The organism is Micromonospora krabiensis (assembly GCF_900091425.1).
Taxonomy (GTDB): domain Bacteria; phylum Actinomycetota; class Actinomycetes; order Mycobacteriales; family Micromonosporaceae; genus Micromonospora; species Micromonospora krabiensis.
Genome location: NZ_LT598496.1, coordinates 6,820,171 through 6,839,570, shown reverse-complemented (window position 1 = coordinate 6,839,570; position 19,400 = coordinate 6,820,171). Strand labels below are relative to the sequence as shown.

At 71.6% G+C, this 19,400-nt stretch carries 12 protein-coding genes; 5 read left to right on the top strand and 7 right to left on the bottom strand.

Annotated features, from left to right (window positions below):
• Nucleotides 1-8: 8 nt before the first annotated feature.
• Entirely contained in the window at nucleotides 9-1,970 is a 1,962-nt protein-coding gene (gene asnB, locus GA0070620_RS31435; RefSeq protein ID WP_091599692.1) for an asparagine synthase (glutamine-hydrolyzing), read from the bottom strand.
• 135 nt (nucleotides 1,971-2,105) lie between these two features.
• Between asnB and GA0070620_RS31430 the strand changes: the two genes are divergently transcribed.
• The 3 genes from GA0070620_RS31430 (at nucleotide 2,106) to GA0070620_RS31420 (ending at nucleotide 7,608) form a co-directional block, all read left to right on the top strand.
• Complete coding sequence (locus GA0070620_RS31430) at nucleotides 2,106-3,587, top strand: aminopeptidase P family protein (protein WP_091597198.1); 1,482 nt, start codon at nucleotides 2,106-2,108, stop codon at nucleotides 3,585-3,587.
• Between the two features lie 291 nt (nucleotides 3,588-3,878).
• Entirely contained in the window at nucleotides 3,879-5,615 is a 1,737-nt protein-coding gene (locus GA0070620_RS31425; RefSeq protein ID WP_091597196.1) for a right-handed parallel beta-helix repeat-containing protein, read from the top strand.
• 370 nt (nucleotides 5,616-5,985) lie between these two features.
• Nucleotides 5,986-7,608 carry a hypothetical protein gene (locus GA0070620_RS31420; RefSeq protein ID WP_091597194.1) on the top strand — a complete coding sequence of 541 codons (1,623 nt, stop codon included), beginning with the start codon at nucleotides 5,986-5,988 and terminating at the stop codon, nucleotides 7,606-7,608.
• A gap of 102 nt (nucleotides 7,609-7,710) precedes the next feature.
• Here the strand turns inward: GA0070620_RS31420 and pulA are convergent, their stop codons facing one another.
• The 5 genes from pulA to GA0070620_RS31395 all read right to left on the bottom strand — a co-directional run bounded on the left by pulA (nucleotide 7,711) and on the right by GA0070620_RS31395 (nucleotide 16,074).
• Nucleotides 7,711-13,209 carry a pullulanase-type alpha-1,6-glucosidase gene (pulA, locus tag GA0070620_RS31415; RefSeq protein WP_091597191.1) on the bottom strand — a complete coding sequence of 1,833 codons (5,499 nt, stop codon included), beginning with the start codon at nucleotides 13,207-13,209 and terminating at the stop codon, nucleotides 7,711-7,713.
• A 194-nt stretch (nucleotides 13,210-13,403) separates the two neighbouring features.
• A complete protein-coding gene (locus GA0070620_RS31410) occupies nucleotides 13,404-14,021 on the bottom strand; it encodes a cellulose binding domain-containing protein (protein WP_157741740.1) in 618 nt (205 codons plus the stop codon).
• Nucleotides 14,022-14,150: 129 nt separating this feature from the next.
• On the bottom strand, nucleotides 14,151-14,831 hold the full coding sequence (locus tag GA0070620_RS31405) for a hypothetical protein (protein ID WP_091597185.1): 681 nt from the start codon (nucleotides 14,829-14,831) through the stop codon (nucleotides 14,151-14,153).
• Between the two features lie 129 nt (nucleotides 14,832-14,960).
• The gene (locus GA0070620_RS31400) at nucleotides 14,961-15,350 is read right to left on the bottom strand and encodes a hypothetical protein (RefSeq protein WP_091597183.1); all 390 of its coding nucleotides are present in this window, start codon (nucleotides 15,348-15,350) and stop codon (nucleotides 14,961-14,963) included.
• A gap of 37 nt (nucleotides 15,351-15,387) precedes the next feature.
• A complete protein-coding gene (locus GA0070620_RS31395; protein ID WP_091599689.1) occupies nucleotides 15,388-16,074 on the bottom strand; it encodes a hypothetical protein in 687 nt (228 codons plus the stop codon).
• 96 nt (nucleotides 16,075-16,170) lie between these two features.
• Between GA0070620_RS31395 and GA0070620_RS31390 the strand changes: the two genes are divergently transcribed.
• Nucleotides 16,171-16,956, top strand: a complete 786-nt coding sequence (locus GA0070620_RS31390) for an SDR family NAD(P)-dependent oxidoreductase (protein WP_091597180.1) — start codon at nucleotides 16,171-16,173, stop codon at nucleotides 16,954-16,956.
• A 68-nt stretch (nucleotides 16,957-17,024) separates the two neighbouring features.
• Nucleotides 17,025-17,204, top strand: coding sequence for a hypothetical protein (locus tag GA0070620_RS32845; protein WP_157741739.1), 180 nt, complete (start codon nucleotides 17,025-17,027; stop codon nucleotides 17,202-17,204).
• A 13-nt stretch (nucleotides 17,205-17,217) separates the two neighbouring features.
• Here the strand turns inward: GA0070620_RS32845 and GA0070620_RS31385 are convergent, their stop codons facing one another.
• A complete protein-coding gene (locus GA0070620_RS31385) occupies nucleotides 17,218-18,888 on the bottom strand; it encodes a right-handed parallel beta-helix repeat-containing protein (protein ID WP_091597178.1) in 1,671 nt (556 codons plus the stop codon).
• Nucleotides 18,889-19,400 lie beyond the last annotated feature (512 nt).

The window sequence follows — 19,400 nt, the reverse complement described above, 5'->3', positions numbered from 1 at the left end:
GCGCGGGGTCAGCGGACCATGCTGCCGACCACCGGCTTCGTCAGGAGGGCGGACTGGTTGCGCTGGATACCCGGGTCGAGGGTCTTCGCCACGAAGATCGCGTGCCAGATGCAGAAGATCAGCACGGTCCACACCTTGCGGGAGTGGTCGGCCTCCTCGTTCTTGTGCTCCTCCAGCAGGCGCAGCGCGTACGACAGGTCGAGCAGGTCGCCGGCGTCGGAGGTGGCCAGCACGTGCCGGGCCCACTCGTACATCTCGCCGCGCAGCCAGACCCGGGTCGGGGTCGGGAAGCCCAGCTTCTTGCGGTTGACGATCGCCGGGGGCACGACGCCCTGCAACGCCTGACGCATCGCGTACTTCGTGGCGTCGGAGCGCGGCGGCAGCTTCAGGTCCACCGGGATCTTGGCCGCCACGTCGAAGACCTCGCGGTCGAGGAACGGCACCCGCACCTCGAGCGAGTGGGACATCGAGATCCGGTCGGCCTTGACCAGGATGTCGCCGCGCAGCCAGGTGTAGAGGTCGACGTACTGCATCTTGGTGACGTCGTCGAGCTCGGTGCACTCGGCGTAGATCGGGGCGGTGACGTCGGTGTAGCGCACCGAGGGGTCGTACCGGCGCAGCAGGTGCTGCTTCTCCTCCTCGGTGAACATCCGGGCGTTGCCGTAGTAGCGCTCCTCGATCGGCGTGGTGCCACGCTCCAGGAAGCTCTTGCCCTTCACGCCCTGCGGGATCGCCTTGGAGACCGCCCGCAGCCCCTTCTGGACACCGCCGGGCAGGCCGTTGACGGAGCTCAGCGACAGCGGCTCGCGGTAGATCGTGTAGCCGCCGAAGAACTCGTCCGCGCCCTCGCCGGAGAGTACGACCGTGACGTGCTCGGCGGCCTTCTTCGCGACGAAGTAGAGCGGCACCAGCGCCGGGTCGGCCACCGGGTCGTCCAGGTGCCAGACGATCTTGGGCAGCGCCTCGATCATGTCCTGCGGCCCGATCTTCGTCGGGATCGTGGTCACGTCGAGGTGGCGGGCCGACTCCTGGGCGACGTCGATCTCGGAGTAGCCGGGCACGTCGTAGCCGACGGTGAAGGTGAGGATGTTCGGGTTGAACTCCCGGGCCAGCGCCACCACCGCGGTGGAGTCGATGCCGCTGGAGAGGAACGAGCCCACCGGCACGTCCGAGCGCATGTGGATGCGGACGCTCTCGCGCAGCGTCTCCCGGATCTCGTGGAAGAGCTTCTGCTCGTCGTCGACGGGCGCGGGCCGGAACACCGGCCGGTACCAGCGCCGCACGTCGATGCGCCCGCCCGGGGTCCAGGTCAGGTACTCGCCCGACCCGATCCGGTTGATCCCCTTGTGCAGCGTGCCGGGCTCCGGCACGTACTGCAGGGTCAGGTAGTGGCTGAGGTTGGCCGTGTCGATGCCGGCGTCGCCCTGGTAGTTGGAGTGCGCGAACGGCAGCAGCGCCTTCTTCTCCGAGGCGAGGTATAGACCGTCGGCGGTCTCCAGGTAGTGCAGCGGCTTGATGCCGAAGTAGTCACGGGCGCCGAACGCCCGCCGCTCCTGCCGGTCCCAGATGACGAAGGCGAACATGCCCCGCAGCCGGGTGAGCACCTGCTCGCCCCAGTAGTGGTAGCCCGCCACGATCACCTCGCCGTCACCGGCGGTGGCGAACTGGGCACCGAAGTCACGCACCATCTCGTCGCGCAGCTCGATGTAGTTGTAGATCTCACCGTTGAAGGTCAGCAGGTAACGACCGTCGGCGTAGGGCAGCGGCTCGTGGCTGGACGCCACGTCGATGATCGCGAGTCGCTTGTGCGCGAAGACACCGTCCGCGTACCGACCGGAGGCGTCCCCGACCACCTCGACCCCTGTCTCGTCGGGGCCACGGTGGTGCAGGCACTCCAGGGCGCCGGCGATGTGGTCGCGGTGCGCCGCGGCGTCGCCGCGCGCGCTGAAGAAGGCCAGGAGTCCGCACATGGTGGTCATCTTCCCACGCGTGCCGGGCGACGGTCGCGGCCGTCCGGCGATCCGGAGGCGCTCCCCCGGCCGGCTCCACCGCCGTCCGCCGGGAGGGTACGGTCGGGGCCAGCATCGACGCGGAGGGAGCGGAGCATGACCGAGGAGCGCACCGACGCCACGAAGGCCGACGGCACCGAATCACACGATCCGGACTTTCCGGAGGCGTTCCTGTCGTTCATGCGGCAGGGCTGGCGGGACACCGAGCTGCCGGTCGGGCCCCGGCCGGAGGTGCCCAACTACGCCAAGCGCCGGGCGGCCCTGTCGGCGGCCTTCCCGGGCGAGACGCTGGTGATCCCCACCGGCACCGAGAAGGTCCGCGCCAACGACACCGCCTACCCGTTCCGGCCGGGCAGCGACTTCGCCTACCTGACCGGCGACCACGACCCGGACAGCGTGCTGGTGCTGCGGCCGAACGGCTCCGGGCACGACGCCACGCTGTACATGCGCCCCCGCTCCTCGCGGGAGACCGACGAGTTCTTCCGCAGCCGGCACGGCGAGCTGTGGGTGGGCCGGCGGCACACGCTGGGCGAGAAGTCCGCCGAGCTGGGACTGCCGACGGCGGACCTCACCGAGCTGGCCGCGGCGCTGGCCGACCTGGCGCCGGGGCGCACCCGGGTGCTGCGCGGCTTCGACGCGGGCGTCGACGCGGCGGTGCGCCCGTACGACGGCCCGCGCGCGGAGGGCCAGCCGCCCCGCGACCGTGAGCTGGCCGCCGCGATCTCGGAGCTGAAGCTGGTCAAGGACGAGTGGGAGATCACCCAGCTCCAGGACGCCATCGACGCCACGGTCCGCGGTTTCGAGGACGTGGCCCGGGTGCTCCCCGCCGACCGGGGGATCTCCGAGCGGCTGCTGGAGGGTGTCTTCGGGCTGCGCGCGCGGCACGACGGCAACGACGTCGGCTACGGCTCCATCGTCGGCGCCGGCGAGCACGCCACGATCCTGCACTGGGTGCACAACCACGGCACGACCCGCCCGGGCCAGCTGCTGCTGATGGACATGGGTGTCGAGAACCGGCACCTCTACACCGCGGACGTCACCCGGGTGCTGCCGGTGAACGGCCGGTTCAGCCCGCTCCAGCGGCAGGTCTACGACATCGTGTACGCCTCGCAGCAGGCCGGCATCGACGTCATCAAGCCCGGGGTGAAGTTCCGCGACGTGCACCTGACCTGCATGCGGGTGCTCGCCGAGGGGCTGGCCGACCTCGGCCTGCTGCCGGTGAGCGTGGACGAGGCGATGGACGAGAAGTCGACGGTCTACCGGCGTTGGACGCTGCACGGCTTCGGGCACATGCTCGGCATCGACGTCCACGACTGCTCGAACGCGCGCAAGGAGAAGTACCGCGACGGCACGCTGGGTGAGGGCTACGTGCTCACCGTCGAGCCGGGCCTCTACTTCCAGCCCGAGGACGAGCTGGTGCCCGAGGAGCTGCGCGGCATCGGCGTCCGGATCGAGGACGACGTGCTGGTCACCGCCACCGGCGCGGTGAACCTGTCGGCGGGGCTGCCGCGCGCCGCCGACGAGGTGGAGACCTGGCTGGCCGCCCAGCGCGAGGCGGGCCCGCGCCTGCCCGGCTGACCGGGGTACGACCCGACGACGGGCCCCGCCAGCGGTATGCGACGTTTCGGCGTCGACGGTGCCGCTGGCGGGGCCCGTCGTCTTTGCGCTCGTCATGGCGCTTCCTGCCGAGCCCTGCGGCTTCTCGACGAGGACATCCGAACTGAGATGAATGCGGGCTTTTTTCGGATACATCCTCGTCGCGAGGATCATTCTCATACGGTGTTCCTCAGAGGCTGCAACCGGTTTGTGGCTGGTCACCCCTCTTCTGACGGTGTGACCTATTGGTAGCAGGAAGGGCGGAACGCTCTGATGTCTGATGACGAAACGAGACCTGACGGTGGCCCGCCCGCGGGCGCACCGACACGCGGGCGGCGCAAACTCTGGGTGGCCGCCGGCGTTGCCGGACTGACCGGCGTGGTCGGCCTGGCGGCACTGGGTGGCCTGGCCGCCCGGAACGACAAGTCCGGCAACGCGAACCGGCTCTCGGACGCCCAAGCGTCGACGCCGAAGCAGAACGTCAGCGACGCGGGCAAGGCCGACGAGGGCAGGGACGACACCGGCGACAAGGGCAAGGACGACCGGTCCGGCGACTGGCGCGGCGAGGACGACGCCCGCAAGCACGACGACCAGGCCAAGAAGGTGCCCTGCGACACCGACAAGCTCATTCAGGCGATCACGTTCGCCAACAAGAACCACGGCGCGACCCTGGAGTTGGCCAAGCACTGCACCTATGAGCTGACCCGCAACGAGTACGGGAACGGTCTTCCCGTGATCAAGCAGCGGATCGTGCTCAAGGGTGAGGACACCAAGATCGTCCGGGCCGCCAACACCGAGCTCTTCCGGATCCTGAACGTGGCCAGTGGTGGTCATCTGACGCTCAAGGACGTGACCATCAAGGGTGGGCAGACGTTCGCCCGGAAGATCGTCCCACCACCGTTGGCGACCCTCGACCTCGGCGGCCCCGCGCCGGCTGGGGCCGCGCCGGCGGCACCGGCGGCGAAGCCCGCGTTGGCGGCACCGGCGGCCAAACCGGCGGTGGCGGCACCGGCCGCCGAACCGGCGCTGGCCGCACCGCCTGCGGCCGCGCCCCAGGTGTCGGCCTCTCCGACGGCGGCACCCGGCGGCCCGGCGGCGGCCGAGCCGAACGGCACCGCGCCGGCCGCGCCGGAGAGCACGACCACCACGCAGCCGCCGATCCTCAGCTTCGACGGGGCGGGCCTGCTGGTCCAGCGCGGTGGACACGCCGACATCGAGCACAGCACGTTCGTACAGAACCAGGCCGGCGGCGACGGCGGGGCGATCGCCAACTTCGGCACCACCAGCCTCCGAAAGAGCTCGGTGGAGAACAACAGCGCCGACGGCTTCGGCGGAGGCATCTTCACCGCCGGGGTCCTGCGGGTCGAGGAGTCCAAGGTCACGCAGAACACCGCCCGGTACGGCGGCGGTGGCATCGCCAACTTCGGCGGCACCGTCTGGGTGTGGAAGTCGGCGATCACGCAGAACCACACGAGCCAGTTGGCGGGCGGCGTCTACCTCGACGGTGGCGACACCACGATCACCGAGAGCGAGGTCTCCGGCAACACGTCCGCCGGCGACGTCGGCGGCCTGGTCGCCGTGGGCCGGGCGAACGTGAGCCTGGAGCGCGTCGTGGTCGCCAAGAACTACGCCGACGCGGAGGCCGGTGGCATCGGCGTCGGCGCGGGCAGCACGGCGGTGATCGAGCACAGCGTCTTGAAGGAGAACGTCTCCCGAGGAGCGGGCGGCGGCGGCCTGTTCAACGACGGGGGCCACGTCACCTTCGAGGACAGCGAGATCCTGGCGAACCAGGCGGTCGGGCCGCGCGCCGTGGGCGGCGGCATCCTGAACGACGACGGCCGGGTGCGCCTGATCCGGACGACGGTGGCACACAACCTCGCCACCGAACCGCCGGGCGGCATCTGGACCAACAACAACCACGTCGAGATCGATCGGAAGTCCGCCGTCAAGGACAACCGGCCGACGAACTGCCAGGGCAGCCCGGTCGTGCCGGACCGCTGCTTCGGCTGAACCACCGAATAGCGACACCACATAGAGAGAGGGCTCCTTCGCACCGCCCCGGCGGCTGCGGGGAGCCCTCTCAGCATCCGCATTCGGCTCGGCTGGGGCCGCACGGACCGATCGGGCCGTTTCGCGACGGTTACAGTCCGTAGTCACCCCTGCACGGGTGCGGACGGCACTGGGGTCCGTGCCCCCGGAGTGGCGCCTCCGCGCGGACACGGAGGGTGCGTACCGAATGTGGGGTTGTTTCGGATATGAGCCCGAGGCGAGGAAGATTCTCATACCGTCTGATTCGGGAGCTACAACCGATTTGTAGCAGGGGACGCCCGCCTCTGGCGTGGCGACCCTGTCTGGTACGAGGAGAGGGCAGAGAGCTCCGATGTCCAACTACCTAGCTAAGAACAACGCCTCGGAGCCGGGGTCGACGCCGAAGGGGCGTCGCAAGTTCTGGCTCGCCAGTGGCGTCGCCGGTCTCACCGGCGTGGTCAGCATTGCCGCCGTCGGCATCGCCACCGGTGCCGGCGCGGTCGGTGTAGACGCCCTGAAGTGGTCCACCGCCCAGGTCACCAAGGACGGCGACCAGGGCGCCGACAGGGGCAAGGACGACTACAAGGGCAAGAAGGAAGACCGCAAGGACCGGGACCACAAGGACCGCGGGAAGGAGGTGCCCTGCGACTCCGACAAGCTGATCCAGGCGATCATCTTCGCCAACAACAACCACGGCGGCGTGCTGGAGCTCGCGAAGAACTGCACCTACACCCTGACCCGGTCGGAGAAGGGCAACGGCCTGCCGGTGATCAAGGAAGACATCACCCTGAAGGGCCACGACACCAAGATCGAGCGTGCCGCGAACGCCGAGTACTTCCGAATCCTCAACGTGGGACCCGGCGGGCACCTCACGCTCAAGGACCTGACCATCAAGAACGGCCAGACCCTCGAGCGGAAGAGGGAGTCGGCCATGACCGCGGAGGCGGTCTGGTCCCGCTTCTCGAACTCGGTCGAGGCGACCGCGGCGGCCCAGGCCGGCAAGCCGTACCTGCCGCTGCTCGAGGCCGCGCCGAAGGCGGCGGCAGCGGCGGCGGCGCCGGAGGCCGCGCCGCAGCCCGGCGGCGACAAGGAGTGGAAGCGGTCGCACGACGGCGGCGGTCTCCTGGTGCAGTCGGGCGGCAGCGCCGACCTCGAGAAGACCCACGTCGTGGGCAACCAGGCCGGCGGCAACGGCGGAGGCATCGCCAACTACGGCAAGACCAGCCTGCGCAAGACCACCGTCGCCCACAACACCGCCTTCTTCTTCGGCGGCGGCATCTTCAACGCCGGCGTGCTCAAGGTCGAAGAGTCCAAGGTGGAGAACAACCAGGCGGGTATCGGCGGCGCCGGCATCTCCAACGGTGCCGTGGAACTGCGCCTGTACGACGACACCAAGGGCGGCACGGTCTGGGTCGAGAAGACCGAGATCACCCGCAACGACACGTACGGCTTCGGCGGCGGCTTCCTCGACCTCGGCGGCAACACCACCGTCAAGCACTCGAAGATCACCGACAACGACGCCCTGATCGCGGGCGGCGGTCTCGCCGCCGCGGACGGCCAGCTCGACCTGAAGCGCGTCCTGGTGGCCAAGAACACCACCGGCGGCGTGGGCGGCGGTCTCGCCCTGGCCTTCGGCGGCAACGCCACGGTCGAGGAGAGCCAGGTGTCGGAGAACGTTGCCGGCTTCTTCGGTGGCGGTGTCTTCAACCTGTTCAGCCAGGTGACCTTCCGGGACAGCGAGATCGTCAAGAACCGGGCACCCGGCCTGATCGGGATCGCCGGCGGCATCTTCAACGTCCGCGGCGACGTCGACCTGCAGAAGACGAAGGTGGCGGACAACTCCTCGAGCTACAAGCCGGGCGGCGTGTTCAACTACCGCGGCGACGTGGACGTCGACGACAAGTCGGCGATCAAGGGCAACAAGCCGACCAACTGCAAGGGCAGCCCGGACAACGTTCCGAACTGCTTCGGCTGACGCCCTCCGGTCCGGCCGGCCGGTCCCGGCCGCACCGGTGACGCCGAAACACCGAACCGGCCCCCTCCCGCACCAGCGGGAGGGGGCCGGTCCGCGTCGGCGTCACCGCGCCTGCACGAACACCGCCACACTGCGCGCCGGCACGGTGAACGTGCCGGTCGACGACTCGAACGACGCGGTGCGCAGCACCGGATCGGCCGACGTCCGCAGCACCGGGTGCAGCGACACGTCGGCACCGCGCAGGCCGGGCAGCCGCTGCGTCGCCGCTCGCGGGGTGCCGTTGAAGACGACCGTCACGGACGCCCAGCGCCGGTCCAGGCCCCGACCGTCGAGCGTCATGGTGAGCACCCCGGGGGTCTCCGCCGTGCCGGACAGCGGGAACGCCACCCGGCGCTGCACCTCGTCCGCGCTCGTCAGCCCGAAGACCGGCGAGGACGCGCGGACCCGCAGCAGCTCCGCGTACCGGGCGGCGGTGGTGTCGATCGCCGCGCAGCCCGGCACCAGCGCCGGGTCGGCGAGCAGCGGTCGGGCGTACGACCACTTGTCCTCGTCGTCGGCCGCGGGCGGCAGCCCCGCTCCGAAGCCGTTGCCCTGGGCGCAGTCCCAGCGGATCTGGTTGAACCAGTCCCCCGAGTTGTACGAGTTGCGGTCCAACGACTTCGAGCGCAGCCGCTCGCTGCCGGCGGTCACGAACCCGGTGCCCTGGCCCAGCACGGTGGTGCTCAACGCCAGCACCTGCATCCGCGACCGGTCCGCCGCGGAGGTGCCCTGCGGCAGCTTGTACGCCAGGGCGTCGTACAGAATCTCGTTGTCGTGCGCGTCGACGTAGGTGACCGCCTCGCCCGGCGCCGCCGTGTAGCCTGCCGGCGAGCCGTTGTAGTCCACCTGCGCGCCGGTGACCCGCTCGCCCGCCGAGTTGGTGAACCGGTAGTCCCGCAGGTTGCCGGTCAACCCGACCTTGATCAGGTCGTGCTGGTGCAGCAGTCGGGCGCGCTGCTCGGCGGCGCCGCCGTTGACCGGGTCACCGTTCGGGTCGGTGAACAGCCCCGACGCGAAGCCCTGGGCGCGGGGGTTGGCGTCGAAGGGGCCTCCGCCGCGTACGGCGTCGCGGAGCCGGTCGTTGAAGGTGCCGACACCGGTGCCGGCCATGTTGGCCTGGGTGGCCTGGACGAACCGGGCGCCGTCGGCGACCTCGCCGAAGTTCCAGCCCTCCCCGTAGAGCAGGATCGACCGACCGTCCACCCCGTCCCGGGCGAGGGTCAGCCGGTCGAGGGCCTCGCGCACCGCGAGGATGTTGGCCTTGGGGTGGTGGCCCATCAGGTCGAACCGGAAGCCGTCGACCTTGTACGCCTTCGCCCAGGTGACCAGCGAGTCCACCACGAGCTTGTCCATCATGGCGTGCTCCGGCGCCGTGTTCGCGCAGCAGGTGGAGTTCGCCACCGACCCGTCGTCCAGCAGCCGGTGGTAGTAGCCGGGCACGATCTGGTCGAGCACGGACTTCGGGTCGGTGCCGGCCGCCGACGTGTGGTTGTAGACCACGTCCATGACCACCCGCAGGCCGGCGCCGTTGATCCCGGCGACCATCCGCCGGAACTCGGCGGTCCGCGCCGCGCCGGCCGGGTCGACGGCGTAGCCGCCCTCCGGCACGGTGTAGTGCAGCGGGTCGTACCCCCAGTTGTAGCCGTCGGTCTCGGCGACGGCCGCCACGCACCGCTGCTGCTCGGCCGAGTCCGGCGGCAGCGCGGCCAGGTCACACGCCGGCTGCGCCTGGTCGGCACGGCGCTCCGGGATGGTGGCGAAGTCGAACGCGGGCAGCAGGTGCAGGTGGGTCACGCCCGCCGCGCCGAGCGCCGCGAGGTGCTTCATCCCCGTGGTGGACGGGTCGGTGAAGGCGAGGTACGTGCCTCGCCGCTCGACCGGCACCGACGCGTCGGCGATCGAGAAGTCCCGGACCGACAGCTCGGAGACCTGCGCCCGGCTCGACGGCACGGCCGCCGGTTTGCGCAGCGCGGACCAGCCCGCCGGGGCGAGCGACGGATCGCCGAGGTCGACGAGCTGGCTGTGCGTGGAGTCCGGGGCGAGCGCCACCGAGTAGGGGTCGGTCACCGCGGCGGTGACCACCCGTTGGGCCGCGGGCTGCCAGGCCCGCACCCGGTAGCGGTAGTAGCGCCCCGGCCAGTCCCGGTCGCCGCGCACCGACCAGACCCCGGTGCGGTCGTCGCGGCGCATCGCCACCGTGCGCGGGGCGGCCGTGGGTGAGTCGAAGAGCTCCAGGGACACGTCCCGCGCGGTGGGCGCCCAGACCGACAGGGTGGGCACCCGCCCGGCGAAGATCGGCCCGAGGCGCGCGTCCACGGCGCGGGCGTAGACGTCGTCGAGCACCCCGGGGATCTGCACGCCGGTGGCCGCGAGCAGCCGCCCCTGCGCGTCCCGCTCGGTCACCAGCAGCTGCCCGCGCAGCGCGTCCGGCACGCGGGCCAGGTCGCCCCGGTCGAGCGCGAAGGCGCCGTGGGCCCACAGGTGCGGGAACCGCGCCCGCTGGGCCTCCGTCAACCCGTTGCGCAGCGCGGTGAGCGGCAGCGTGGCGTACGTCCCGGACAGCTCGCCGTCGACGACGCTCACCCCGCCGGTGGGGGCGGTGACCAGGGCGTACCGGCGGCCGTCGGTGGGCCCGGCCGACCAGGCGACGGTGGACCGGTCGATCCAGTGCGCCTTCTGCCTGGTGATGTCCAGGTCGGCGGAGACGCCGGTGGTCGCCGACGGCAGCAGGTGCCCCGGGGTCGCGGCGAGCAGCCACACCTCCCGTCCGGCGCCGGCGAAGTCGAGCCGCTGGTCCTGCGGCAGGTCCTTCTCGTCGCCGCGGTGGACGATGTAGTTCAGCCCGGTGGCGCCGGCGGCCAGCGGAACCCGGAAGACCGCGCCGAAGGCGTCGACGCCGGTCGGCTCCATCGGGTCGGACCACTCGGTCGGCTGGGCGGCGCCGTCCCAGAGGTGCAGGCCCCAGCCGTCGTAGGTGCCGTCGGCCCGCCGGTAGTGGATGACCGCCGTGCCCTCCTCGACCGGCAGGTCCGGCTCGCCGGTGGCGGCCTCCCGGGTCGGGTGGACCGTCGGGTCGCCCTGCCTGACCCAGACCTCACCGGTCCGCGTCACGTCGATGCTCCGGTCCTGGGCGACGTCCTTGTTGCCGGCGGAGTCGATCACGAGGAAGCCCACCGACGTCGCGCCGGGCTTGAGCTTCACCCAGGCGAACCGGCCGTAGGAGTCCTCCCCCGCGAACGGCTGGCCCTGCGGCCACTGCGTGACGTACGCCGGGTCGATGTCACCCCAGGCGTAGAGGCGCCAGTCGTCGTACCCACCGGCCGGCCGCTGGTAGTGCACGACCGCCCACTCCCGGGACCCACCGAGCTCCGGGGTGCCCACGGTGGCCGTGGAGCGGGCGGTGGCGGTGCGGCCACGGCCGTCGCGGGCCACCGCCTTGTACTCGATCCGGGTGCCCCCGGCCAGCCCGGTCAGGTCGTGGTGCACGGTGTACGGGGCGTGGTGCGCGCTGCCCAGGAGCGTCCACGGGCCACCCGCGACCCGGGCGGCGACCGTGACGGTGGCCAGCGGGTCCCCGGTGACCTGGGCGGTGACGGCGGCGCGGGTGGCGACCGGGGTGTCCGGCGTCGGCGCGGTGATGGTGATCGTGGGCGCCCCGGCGGGCCGCGCGATCGGGCGCCCGGCCCGGTGCACCACCGCGGACAGCGGCGGCACGCTCAGGGTCAGCTTGCCGTCGCCGGCCGCGGCGGTGGTCCCGGCCGCCCCATAGATGCCGGTGAAGGTGGTGCCGGCCGACCAGGTGTCCACGGTGACAGTCTGCGGGGTGTCGGCGTTGTTCACCGCGACGACGTACTCGGTGCGCTCGGACGGCGCGACGCGGGAGAAGGCGAAGACGCCGGGGCCGTCGGCCGCGTGCCGGGTGACCTGGACGCCGTCGCGCAGCGCCGGATGGGCCCGCCGCAGCGCGCCGAGCTCGGCGATCGTGCGGTACAGCGGGTGCGCGCGGTCGTACTGGTCGACGGCGTGGGTGCGGTCGGCGCCCAGCAGGTCGTCGTCGAGGTATTCGGGCGCCGCCGAGGCGAACATGTCCTGCCGGGCGTCCTTGTCCCCGCCCGGGCCGGTGAAGCCCTGCTCGTCGCCGGAGTAGACGACCGGCTGGCCCCGGGTGAGGAACATCAGCTGGTGGGCGAGCTGGTCGCGGCGGAGGTGGGTGGCCGGGTCGGTGCCGCCACCGGCGATGAACGAGCCGATCCGGCCCATGTCGTGGTTGCCCAGGAAGGTGGTGAGCCGGTTGGCGTCGGTGTCCCGGGCGGCGTACAGGTCGTCCCGGGCGTACACGTCGGCGAGCGCCTTGGCGGAGCCGGCTCCGGCGGTGTAGCCGCGCGCCGCCTCCTGGAACGCGAAGTCGAGGGTGGCCGGCAGGCCGCCGCGCCGCACGTACGTGGAGGTCACCTCGGGGTCGGCGCTGTAGACCTCGCCGAACATGAAGAAGTCCTGCGTGCCGGCGCGGTCGGCCGCCCGCTCGATCCCCTGGCTGAACTGCGGCCAGAAGTCGAGGTTGGAGTGCTTGACGGTGTCCAGGCGGAAGCCGTCCACCCCGGTGCCGGTCACCCAGTCGGCGTAGATCTTCGTCATGCCGCGCACCACCTCCGGACGCTCGGTCCACAGGTCGTCCAGGCCGAAGAAGTCCCCGTACTCGCTGTTCTCGCCGGCGAAGGTCGAGTCACCGCGGTTGTGGTACATGGTGGGGTCGTTCAACCACGCGGGGACCTTGACCGTGGCGTCCGCCGGCTTCTCGAACGTCGGCGTGTACGGGAAGGACGTCTTGTCCACCGGGGGGAACTCCCGGGTGCCGTCGGCGTAGTTGCTGTCCTCGAACGGCCGTCCCTGCGTGTCCCGGTACGGCGAGGTCGCCTTGTCGACGTACGAGTTGCGTCCCTCGGCGTACGTGATGACGTCCGCCGTGTGGTTGACGATGATGTCGAGGTAGACCTTGATGCCCCGCTGGTGGGCGAGCCGGACCAGCTTCTTCAGGTCGTCGTTGCTGCCGAAGTGCGGGTCGACCTGGGTGAAGTCGGTGATCCAGTAGCCGTGGTAGCCCGCCGAGACGTCGTCACCGCGGCCCTGCACCGGGCGGTTCTTGAAGACCGGCGCCAGCCAGATGGCGGTGGTGCCCAACCCCTGGACGTAGTCCAGCCGGTCCATCAGGCCCTTGAGGTCGCCACCGTGGTAGAAGCCCTTGTCCGTCGGGTCGAGCCCGGTGCGCAGTCGGTCACCGGTCAGCCCGCCGCGGTCGTTGCGCCGGTCGCCGTTGGCGAACCGGTCCGGCAGGACGAAGTAGAACTGTTCCGCCCTGCCGCCGTCTCGGCCCGCGGCCAGCAGCGTCTCGGCGGACGGCTCGGTGCGCCACTGTGCGGCGCCGGCGGCGGTCACCGGGGCGGCGGTCGTGCCACCGGTGTCCGAGGACAGTTGCCGGACGGCGACCGGGGTGCCGACGAGGGTGAGGGTGAGCAGGCAGGCGAGGGCGAGCAGGACCTTGCGCGGCATCGGCGGGGGTTTCATCGACGGCCTTCCTCTGGTCGCTGATTGGCCCGCACGCTAGCCGTTGCCGAAAGGTTCTGCAATACCTTGCAAACATCGCCGTAACACGACAGTGTCCTTGCGGAAGGAGGCCCGCCCGGGTCGCATTCCTCCACGACGGACACACGAACGACGACGGGCCCCGCCGATGGCGAGGCCCGTCCGTTGTGACGGGGTCAGAGACCGGTGCAGCCGGTGCCGTTGACGACGCACCGGGCCGGGGTGGTGCTGCTGCTGTCCACGTGGAACTGCAGACGCGCCGACGCACCGGGGTCGAGGTCCACCCCGCTGCGATACGTGTAGACGCCGTCGTCGCCGCGGCGCAGCGTCCCCTGGCCCGTGTTCGTCACCCAGGCGGCGATGATCCGCTTGCCGGAGAAGTCCAGCTCCACGGTCCAGGACGAACGGCTCCCCGAGACGTTGCTGACCTTCACCTCACCGATGAAGCCGCCGGAGAACCGCTGCTCCACGTCGTACTGTCCCGTCATCGAGGGCGGCGCCGCCGGCGCGGTGGACGCCCGCTGCGTCACCGTCGGCACCGCCGAACGGCTCGGCGACGTCGTGGGAACCGGGTTGCTGGCGGACGGTCCGACGGACGACCGCGACGGCCGAGCCGAGACCGTCGACGACGGTCGGGCGGTCGGGCCGGGGGCCGCGTCGGTGGCGCTGGCATCGGGCTCGGCGGTGCCGGACGGCGGGACCAGTGGCAGCGCCACGTGCGGTCCCGGTGGCACCTCCACGGTCGGGCCCCGGCCGCGGTACGTGCCGAGGGCCACCACCATCAGCACGAGCATCACGACCACCCCAGCGAACACCACGATCCAGGGCGAGGACGCGATGGCCCGGCTCTCCGACGATCGCGGCGTACTACCGGTCCCCGACATCTTCCTCCCCCTCGCGCGGTGCCCGGTGAGCGTAGCGGGTCAGCCGAGGACGCAGTTGTCGCCGTTGACCGTGCAGCCGGTGCGCACGTCGACCCCCACGTGGAGACTGAGGTGGAGACCCAACTCGACGGACGCGCCGGCGCCCAGCGCCTGCCGCCCGCTCAGCACGAACCGGCCGTCACCCTGGCTGGTCAGCGAGACACCACCACCGCTGACCACCCGGACACCGCGCACCGCGGCGCCGAAGTCGAGGCGCACCGTCCACGCCTCGGCACGGCCGGTGTCGTTCGTCACCAGAAGCTCCGCCTCGACACTGTCCGGGTCGACGTCCCGGACCCGGTAGGTCGCCACCACCGCGCCACCGCCGTCGGCGCTCTGCTGCTCCGCCGTCGCTCGTGGCGCGGCAGGCGTATGGGACGGCGTACGGGAGGCCGGCGCGGAGCGCGTCGCCGACCGGGACGGCCTGGCCTCCGCCGTCTGCCGGCTCGACGGGCCGGGCGACCCGCTGACCGGGGCGGTCGACGAGGGCGGCGCGATCGGCAGGGCGAGCGGCGGCAGGTCGGCGGCAGGCTCCGACTCACGCCCCCGGAAGGACAGTGACGCGACGAGCACGATCGTCACCAGGGTCACGACGACGAGCACGACGACGATCCACGGCACCGAGGCCACCACCTTGGGCGCGGTCCCCGACTCCCGTGGTCCGACAGGCCGCACGGGCATGCGTCCCCTCTCCTCCGAGCCGATCCGCCAGCGTAGTCAGCGGTGACGACCGCGCGGAACGCCGACGACGGGGAACGGACCGACCGGCCCGGGCGTGCCGGAAAACGGGTGGCCGGGCGGCACGGCCGGTCAGCCGGTGCGGACGACGGTGCAGATCACCGGACCGGTAGGGGTGCTGCGCAGCAGGTAGCGGTAACGCTCCCCGGGCACCCGCTGGCCCCGGCAGTCCAGGAACTCCCACTCCACCGCGACCATCGTGAGCAGCGCGGATACCGGTTGCACGTCCTCGATGAGCGCGTGCGCGGCAACCAGCTCACGCTCCTGGTAGCCCGGCGCCGCGCCGACGAACGACAGTGCCACCGCCGTCAGCGAGGTGAACGAGAAGCTGTACGCGTCGGCCACCACCAGCCCGGGCAGGGCGTAGCAGCCTGCGACGGCCGGCAGGTCGGCACCGGTCAGCGCGGCGCCGTACCGGTCGAAGAAGTCGGTCAGGGTGCCGAGGTCGGCGGAGGCTCTCACGGCGGAAGTCTTTGCCGGTCAGCGGCCCGACCAAACCTCAACGCGCCGGAACGCGCACCTCGATCTCACTGCCGAGCCGGGCACCGCCCGCCAGACCGAGGTCGTCGCCGCTCCAGAACCGCCCCGGGTCGTACCAGTTCGGACGCCTACCCGTGGGCAGCAGCCCCATCGCCTCGTACGTCACCGCCACCACCTCGGCGCAGTACGCGGTCTCCAGGGCCCGGTCCGGAGCACCCGCCGACGCCCGGGTCGCGGGGCGAGTGCCGGGCCGGACCTCGGGCCGGAGCGCGGGGCGGGGCAGCCGTGGCGTCCTTCCGCGCAGCCACCGCCACGCGAGTTGCGCGGTGGACGGAAACGGGGTGCCGTCCAGCCGGGCGATCGTCCGCAGCACCGCCTTCTCCATCTCCGCGTCGGCCGCCGGGTCGAGCTGCCGCAGCCACGCCCGCTGGCCGTAGCGGTTGGCCCAGACGCAGACCGCGTCCCGCAGGTCGTGCAACTGCACCCCACGCTGGTGGGTGCCGGACCACAGGTCGGGCAGGGACCGGCCCAGCTCGGCGTGCCACATCAGGGGTGGCATGTCGTCGAGCACCACCGCCATGCCGACGTGGTTCACCGGGCTGTTCGTGGTGAACTGGATCGCCCGGTCCGGCACGCTGCGACCGCGGAACACCCACACGTCGCCGGTACGGGTCAGCTCGACCGCCTCGTCCAGGCTGATGCTCATGAACGTCCACACTAGGCGGATCCGCCCCCGCTGGGCACGTCCGACGCCAGTGATCGACACTGATTCCATGTCAGGGGTCGGGAGTAGAACGACGCCATGACACTCCCACCATCACCTTCACCGGTCCTGGCCGGCCGTCGTGCCGTGGTCAGCGGCGGCGCGGCCGGCATCGGCGAGGCCGTAGCCGCCCGACTCGTCGGCGACGGCGCCAGCGTCCTCGTCGCCGATGTCGACGCTGCGGCCGGTCGTGCGACCGCGCGACGATTGGGCGCGACCTTCGTCGAGGTGGACCTGTCCGAACTCGACGGCGTACGCGCCATGATGGATGCCGCGGTCCAGCAGTGGGGCGGCATCGATATCCTGGTCAACAACGCGGGCGGGGTCACCGGCCCGGCCTACCCGGTGGCCGACGCCGACCGGTGGATCCGCTCGCTGGACCTGAACCTGCGCGGCGTGCTGCTCTCCTGCCAGCTGGCGCTGGAGGCGATGCCCCGGGGCGGCGCGATCATCAACGTCGCGTCGGTGGCGGGGCTCGGCCATGGCGTGCACGGCGTGCCGGAGTACGCGGTCGCGAAGGCCGGGGTAATCCGGCTGACCGCCTGCCTGGCACCACTGCGCGACCGGCTCGGCATCCGGGTGAACTGCGTGTGCCCCGACCTGGTGGACACCCCGGCGTCGCGGCGCGACCGAGAGACGATGACCCCGGCGGCTCGCGCGCGCACGCCACCGGCCATACCGGCCACGGAGATCGCCGACGCGGTCGCCACCCTCCTGACTGACGACACGCTCGCCGGCCGGGTGCTCGTGTGCCAGGCGAAGGAACCACGCCGGCTGCTGCTGCCCGCCGACGGATGGTCCGACCACGTGAACCGGCTCGGGTAGCAGGCACCGGCGTCGCCCAGCGGGTGTCGCGCCCCGGCTGACGGAGGTCCGCGGTCTACCCTGGGCCGATGCGGCGACCGATGCGGTGGTGGAAGGTGCTCGGGCTGGCCGGTCTCGCCGGTGTGGCGGCGACCGGGGTGGTGATCGCCCGAGCGGAGCGACGGCGACGCGCGTACACCCCGGAGGAGATCCGGGAGCGGCTGCGCGCCCGGCACGCGGAGGCCACGGCGAACGCCGACGACGCCTGACCCGCGCCGCGCGTCAGCCGCGCTCCTGGTAGTTGCGATCCCACAGGCCACCCACCAGCGGGGTGTCCAGGCGGACCGACCCGTCGACGTTGTCGGCGAAGTCGTTGTCCACGATCCGGCAGTCCACACAGCTGCCCTGCGAGGTGATCCAGAGTCCGTACGTCTGGGTCTGGTCGTCGTGGTGGTCCCAGATCCGATTGCCGCGCAGCGTCGCCGTGTCGACGGCCGCGTTGATCGTGATGCCGGCGCGGACCGAGGGCGGCTCCGGCAACTCGTAGGGGGTGCCGGGGGCCGGGGTGTCCTCGTTCCACGCGACGCGCTCGTCCGGCCGCGCCGCCGCGAGGTCCAGCTCGGTTCCGGAGTTGCCGGCAACCACCGCCGTCCGGGACCCCACCCGCAGCACCTTGCCCCGGTGTCCGTCGACGGGCCAGTTCGCCGACCGGTCACTCATCGACCGGAGGCCGTACCGCACGGACTCGCCCCCACCCGACGCGGCCGGAGCACACCGGCGCCCGTTGTTGCGGATCCGGTTGTTCACCACGGTCGCGTCGGACATGGGCCGGTCGATCCGGATCCCGTCGAGGCCGTTGTCCCAGAACTCGTTGCTGTCGATGACCATGTCCGACGCGGCGCCCTGGAACCCGTTGCCGAGGTCGTGCTGGTGGTAGCCGTACCCCCCGTTGCCGCTGATCCGGTTGCCCCGGACGACGTACGGGCCCGGGGTGTTGCCCACGCTGATCCCGTCGCCGACGTTGCGGTCGATGACGCAGTCGGACAGCAGGCCGCCCCGGCCTGCGACACCCGCGGTCCCGTTCGCGGAGACGTCGAACCCGGCCTCCAGGTTGCCGGTGAGCGTGCAGGCCGACACGATCAGCCCGTCGGCGCCCCAGTCGGAGATGCCGAACCGGTTGGCCTGGCTGTGGCAGCCGACGATGCGGAAGCCCCGGGGCGGCGGCCAGTAATCCTTCTGAAGCTCCAGGAAGATCCCGTTGGTGCCGTTCGCGATGGTGGTGCAGTTGGCGATGGTGAGCCGCTCCACGTCCCCCCACCCGCCGATGCCGACACCGATGCCGGCGCCCCCGATTTGCCGGCCGTTGTCCAGCCGGCCGCAGCCGACGACCACACACCCGTCGATCAGGCTGTCCTGGAGGAAGTCACAGCCCAACCCCGTCGCCCCGGTGTGATGGATGTAGAGGTTGCGGAAGACGCCACGGACGACGTACTGAAGGCCCAACCCCTTGGCGAGGTAGCTGTACTCGGCCATCGCCACGCCCGACCCGTCGATCTCGAAGTCGGCGAACATGCAGTCGGCGATGTGCCGGTCCCGGTCCGCGCCGTGCTGCACCGTCGTCCAGTACGCCAGCGGCGTCGGGTCGGCCCGGTTGCCCTCGTTACTGAGCAGGAACCGGGTGGCCCGGGGACCCGCGCCGACCAGCGACACCCCGCTGCGCCAGACCGTGCCCGCGTCGCGGATCGAGTAGAGCCCCGGCGGGCAGTAGATGACCCGTGCCCGACCGTCGCTCGCGTAGCCGTCACCGAGCCGGTCCACCAGCGCCGACAGCGCCGGCTGGTCGTTGGTCACCCCGTCGCCCTGCAACCCGAACTCCCGCGCGTCACAGTAGAGCGGCGCGCCGGCGACCGGGGTCGGCCGCTGCGCCACGGTCGGCAGGCCGTGCTGCGACACAGGGCGACTCCTCTCGGTCCGTGGCGAGGACACCGGAAGCCCGGTGTCACGCTTTCCAACCGCCCGGCGCATTCCCGCAAGCCGTGGCGGAAAACGCCAGGCCGGTGGGCGAACGGGCCCAGGCCCGCCCAGTCAAGGCGGACCGGCCAAGGGCGGACCGGCCGCGGCGGACCGGCCAGGGCGGACCGGTCGCGGCGGACCGGCCGGGCGGCTCTGATCGGTTGGTCACCCGACATCCTTGATATCGGGCTGACAACCCGATGCCGACACCCCGGCTTCGTGGAACCCGGGTCGATCAAGCCCTCAGGCCACCACTCACTCGTCCAGGGGCAGTTCCACCGTGTCATCGACATTGCGGTGTCCCCGCGCCCAACCCCGTGCCACCGGGGCGAAAGAGCCGATCAAGAAACACCCCGCACCCGCACCCGCACCCGCACCCGCACCCGGCGATCATGCAGTTGTGGTGCCCGATAAAGGCACATTCACACCCTTCGCAAGGCACCACAACTGCA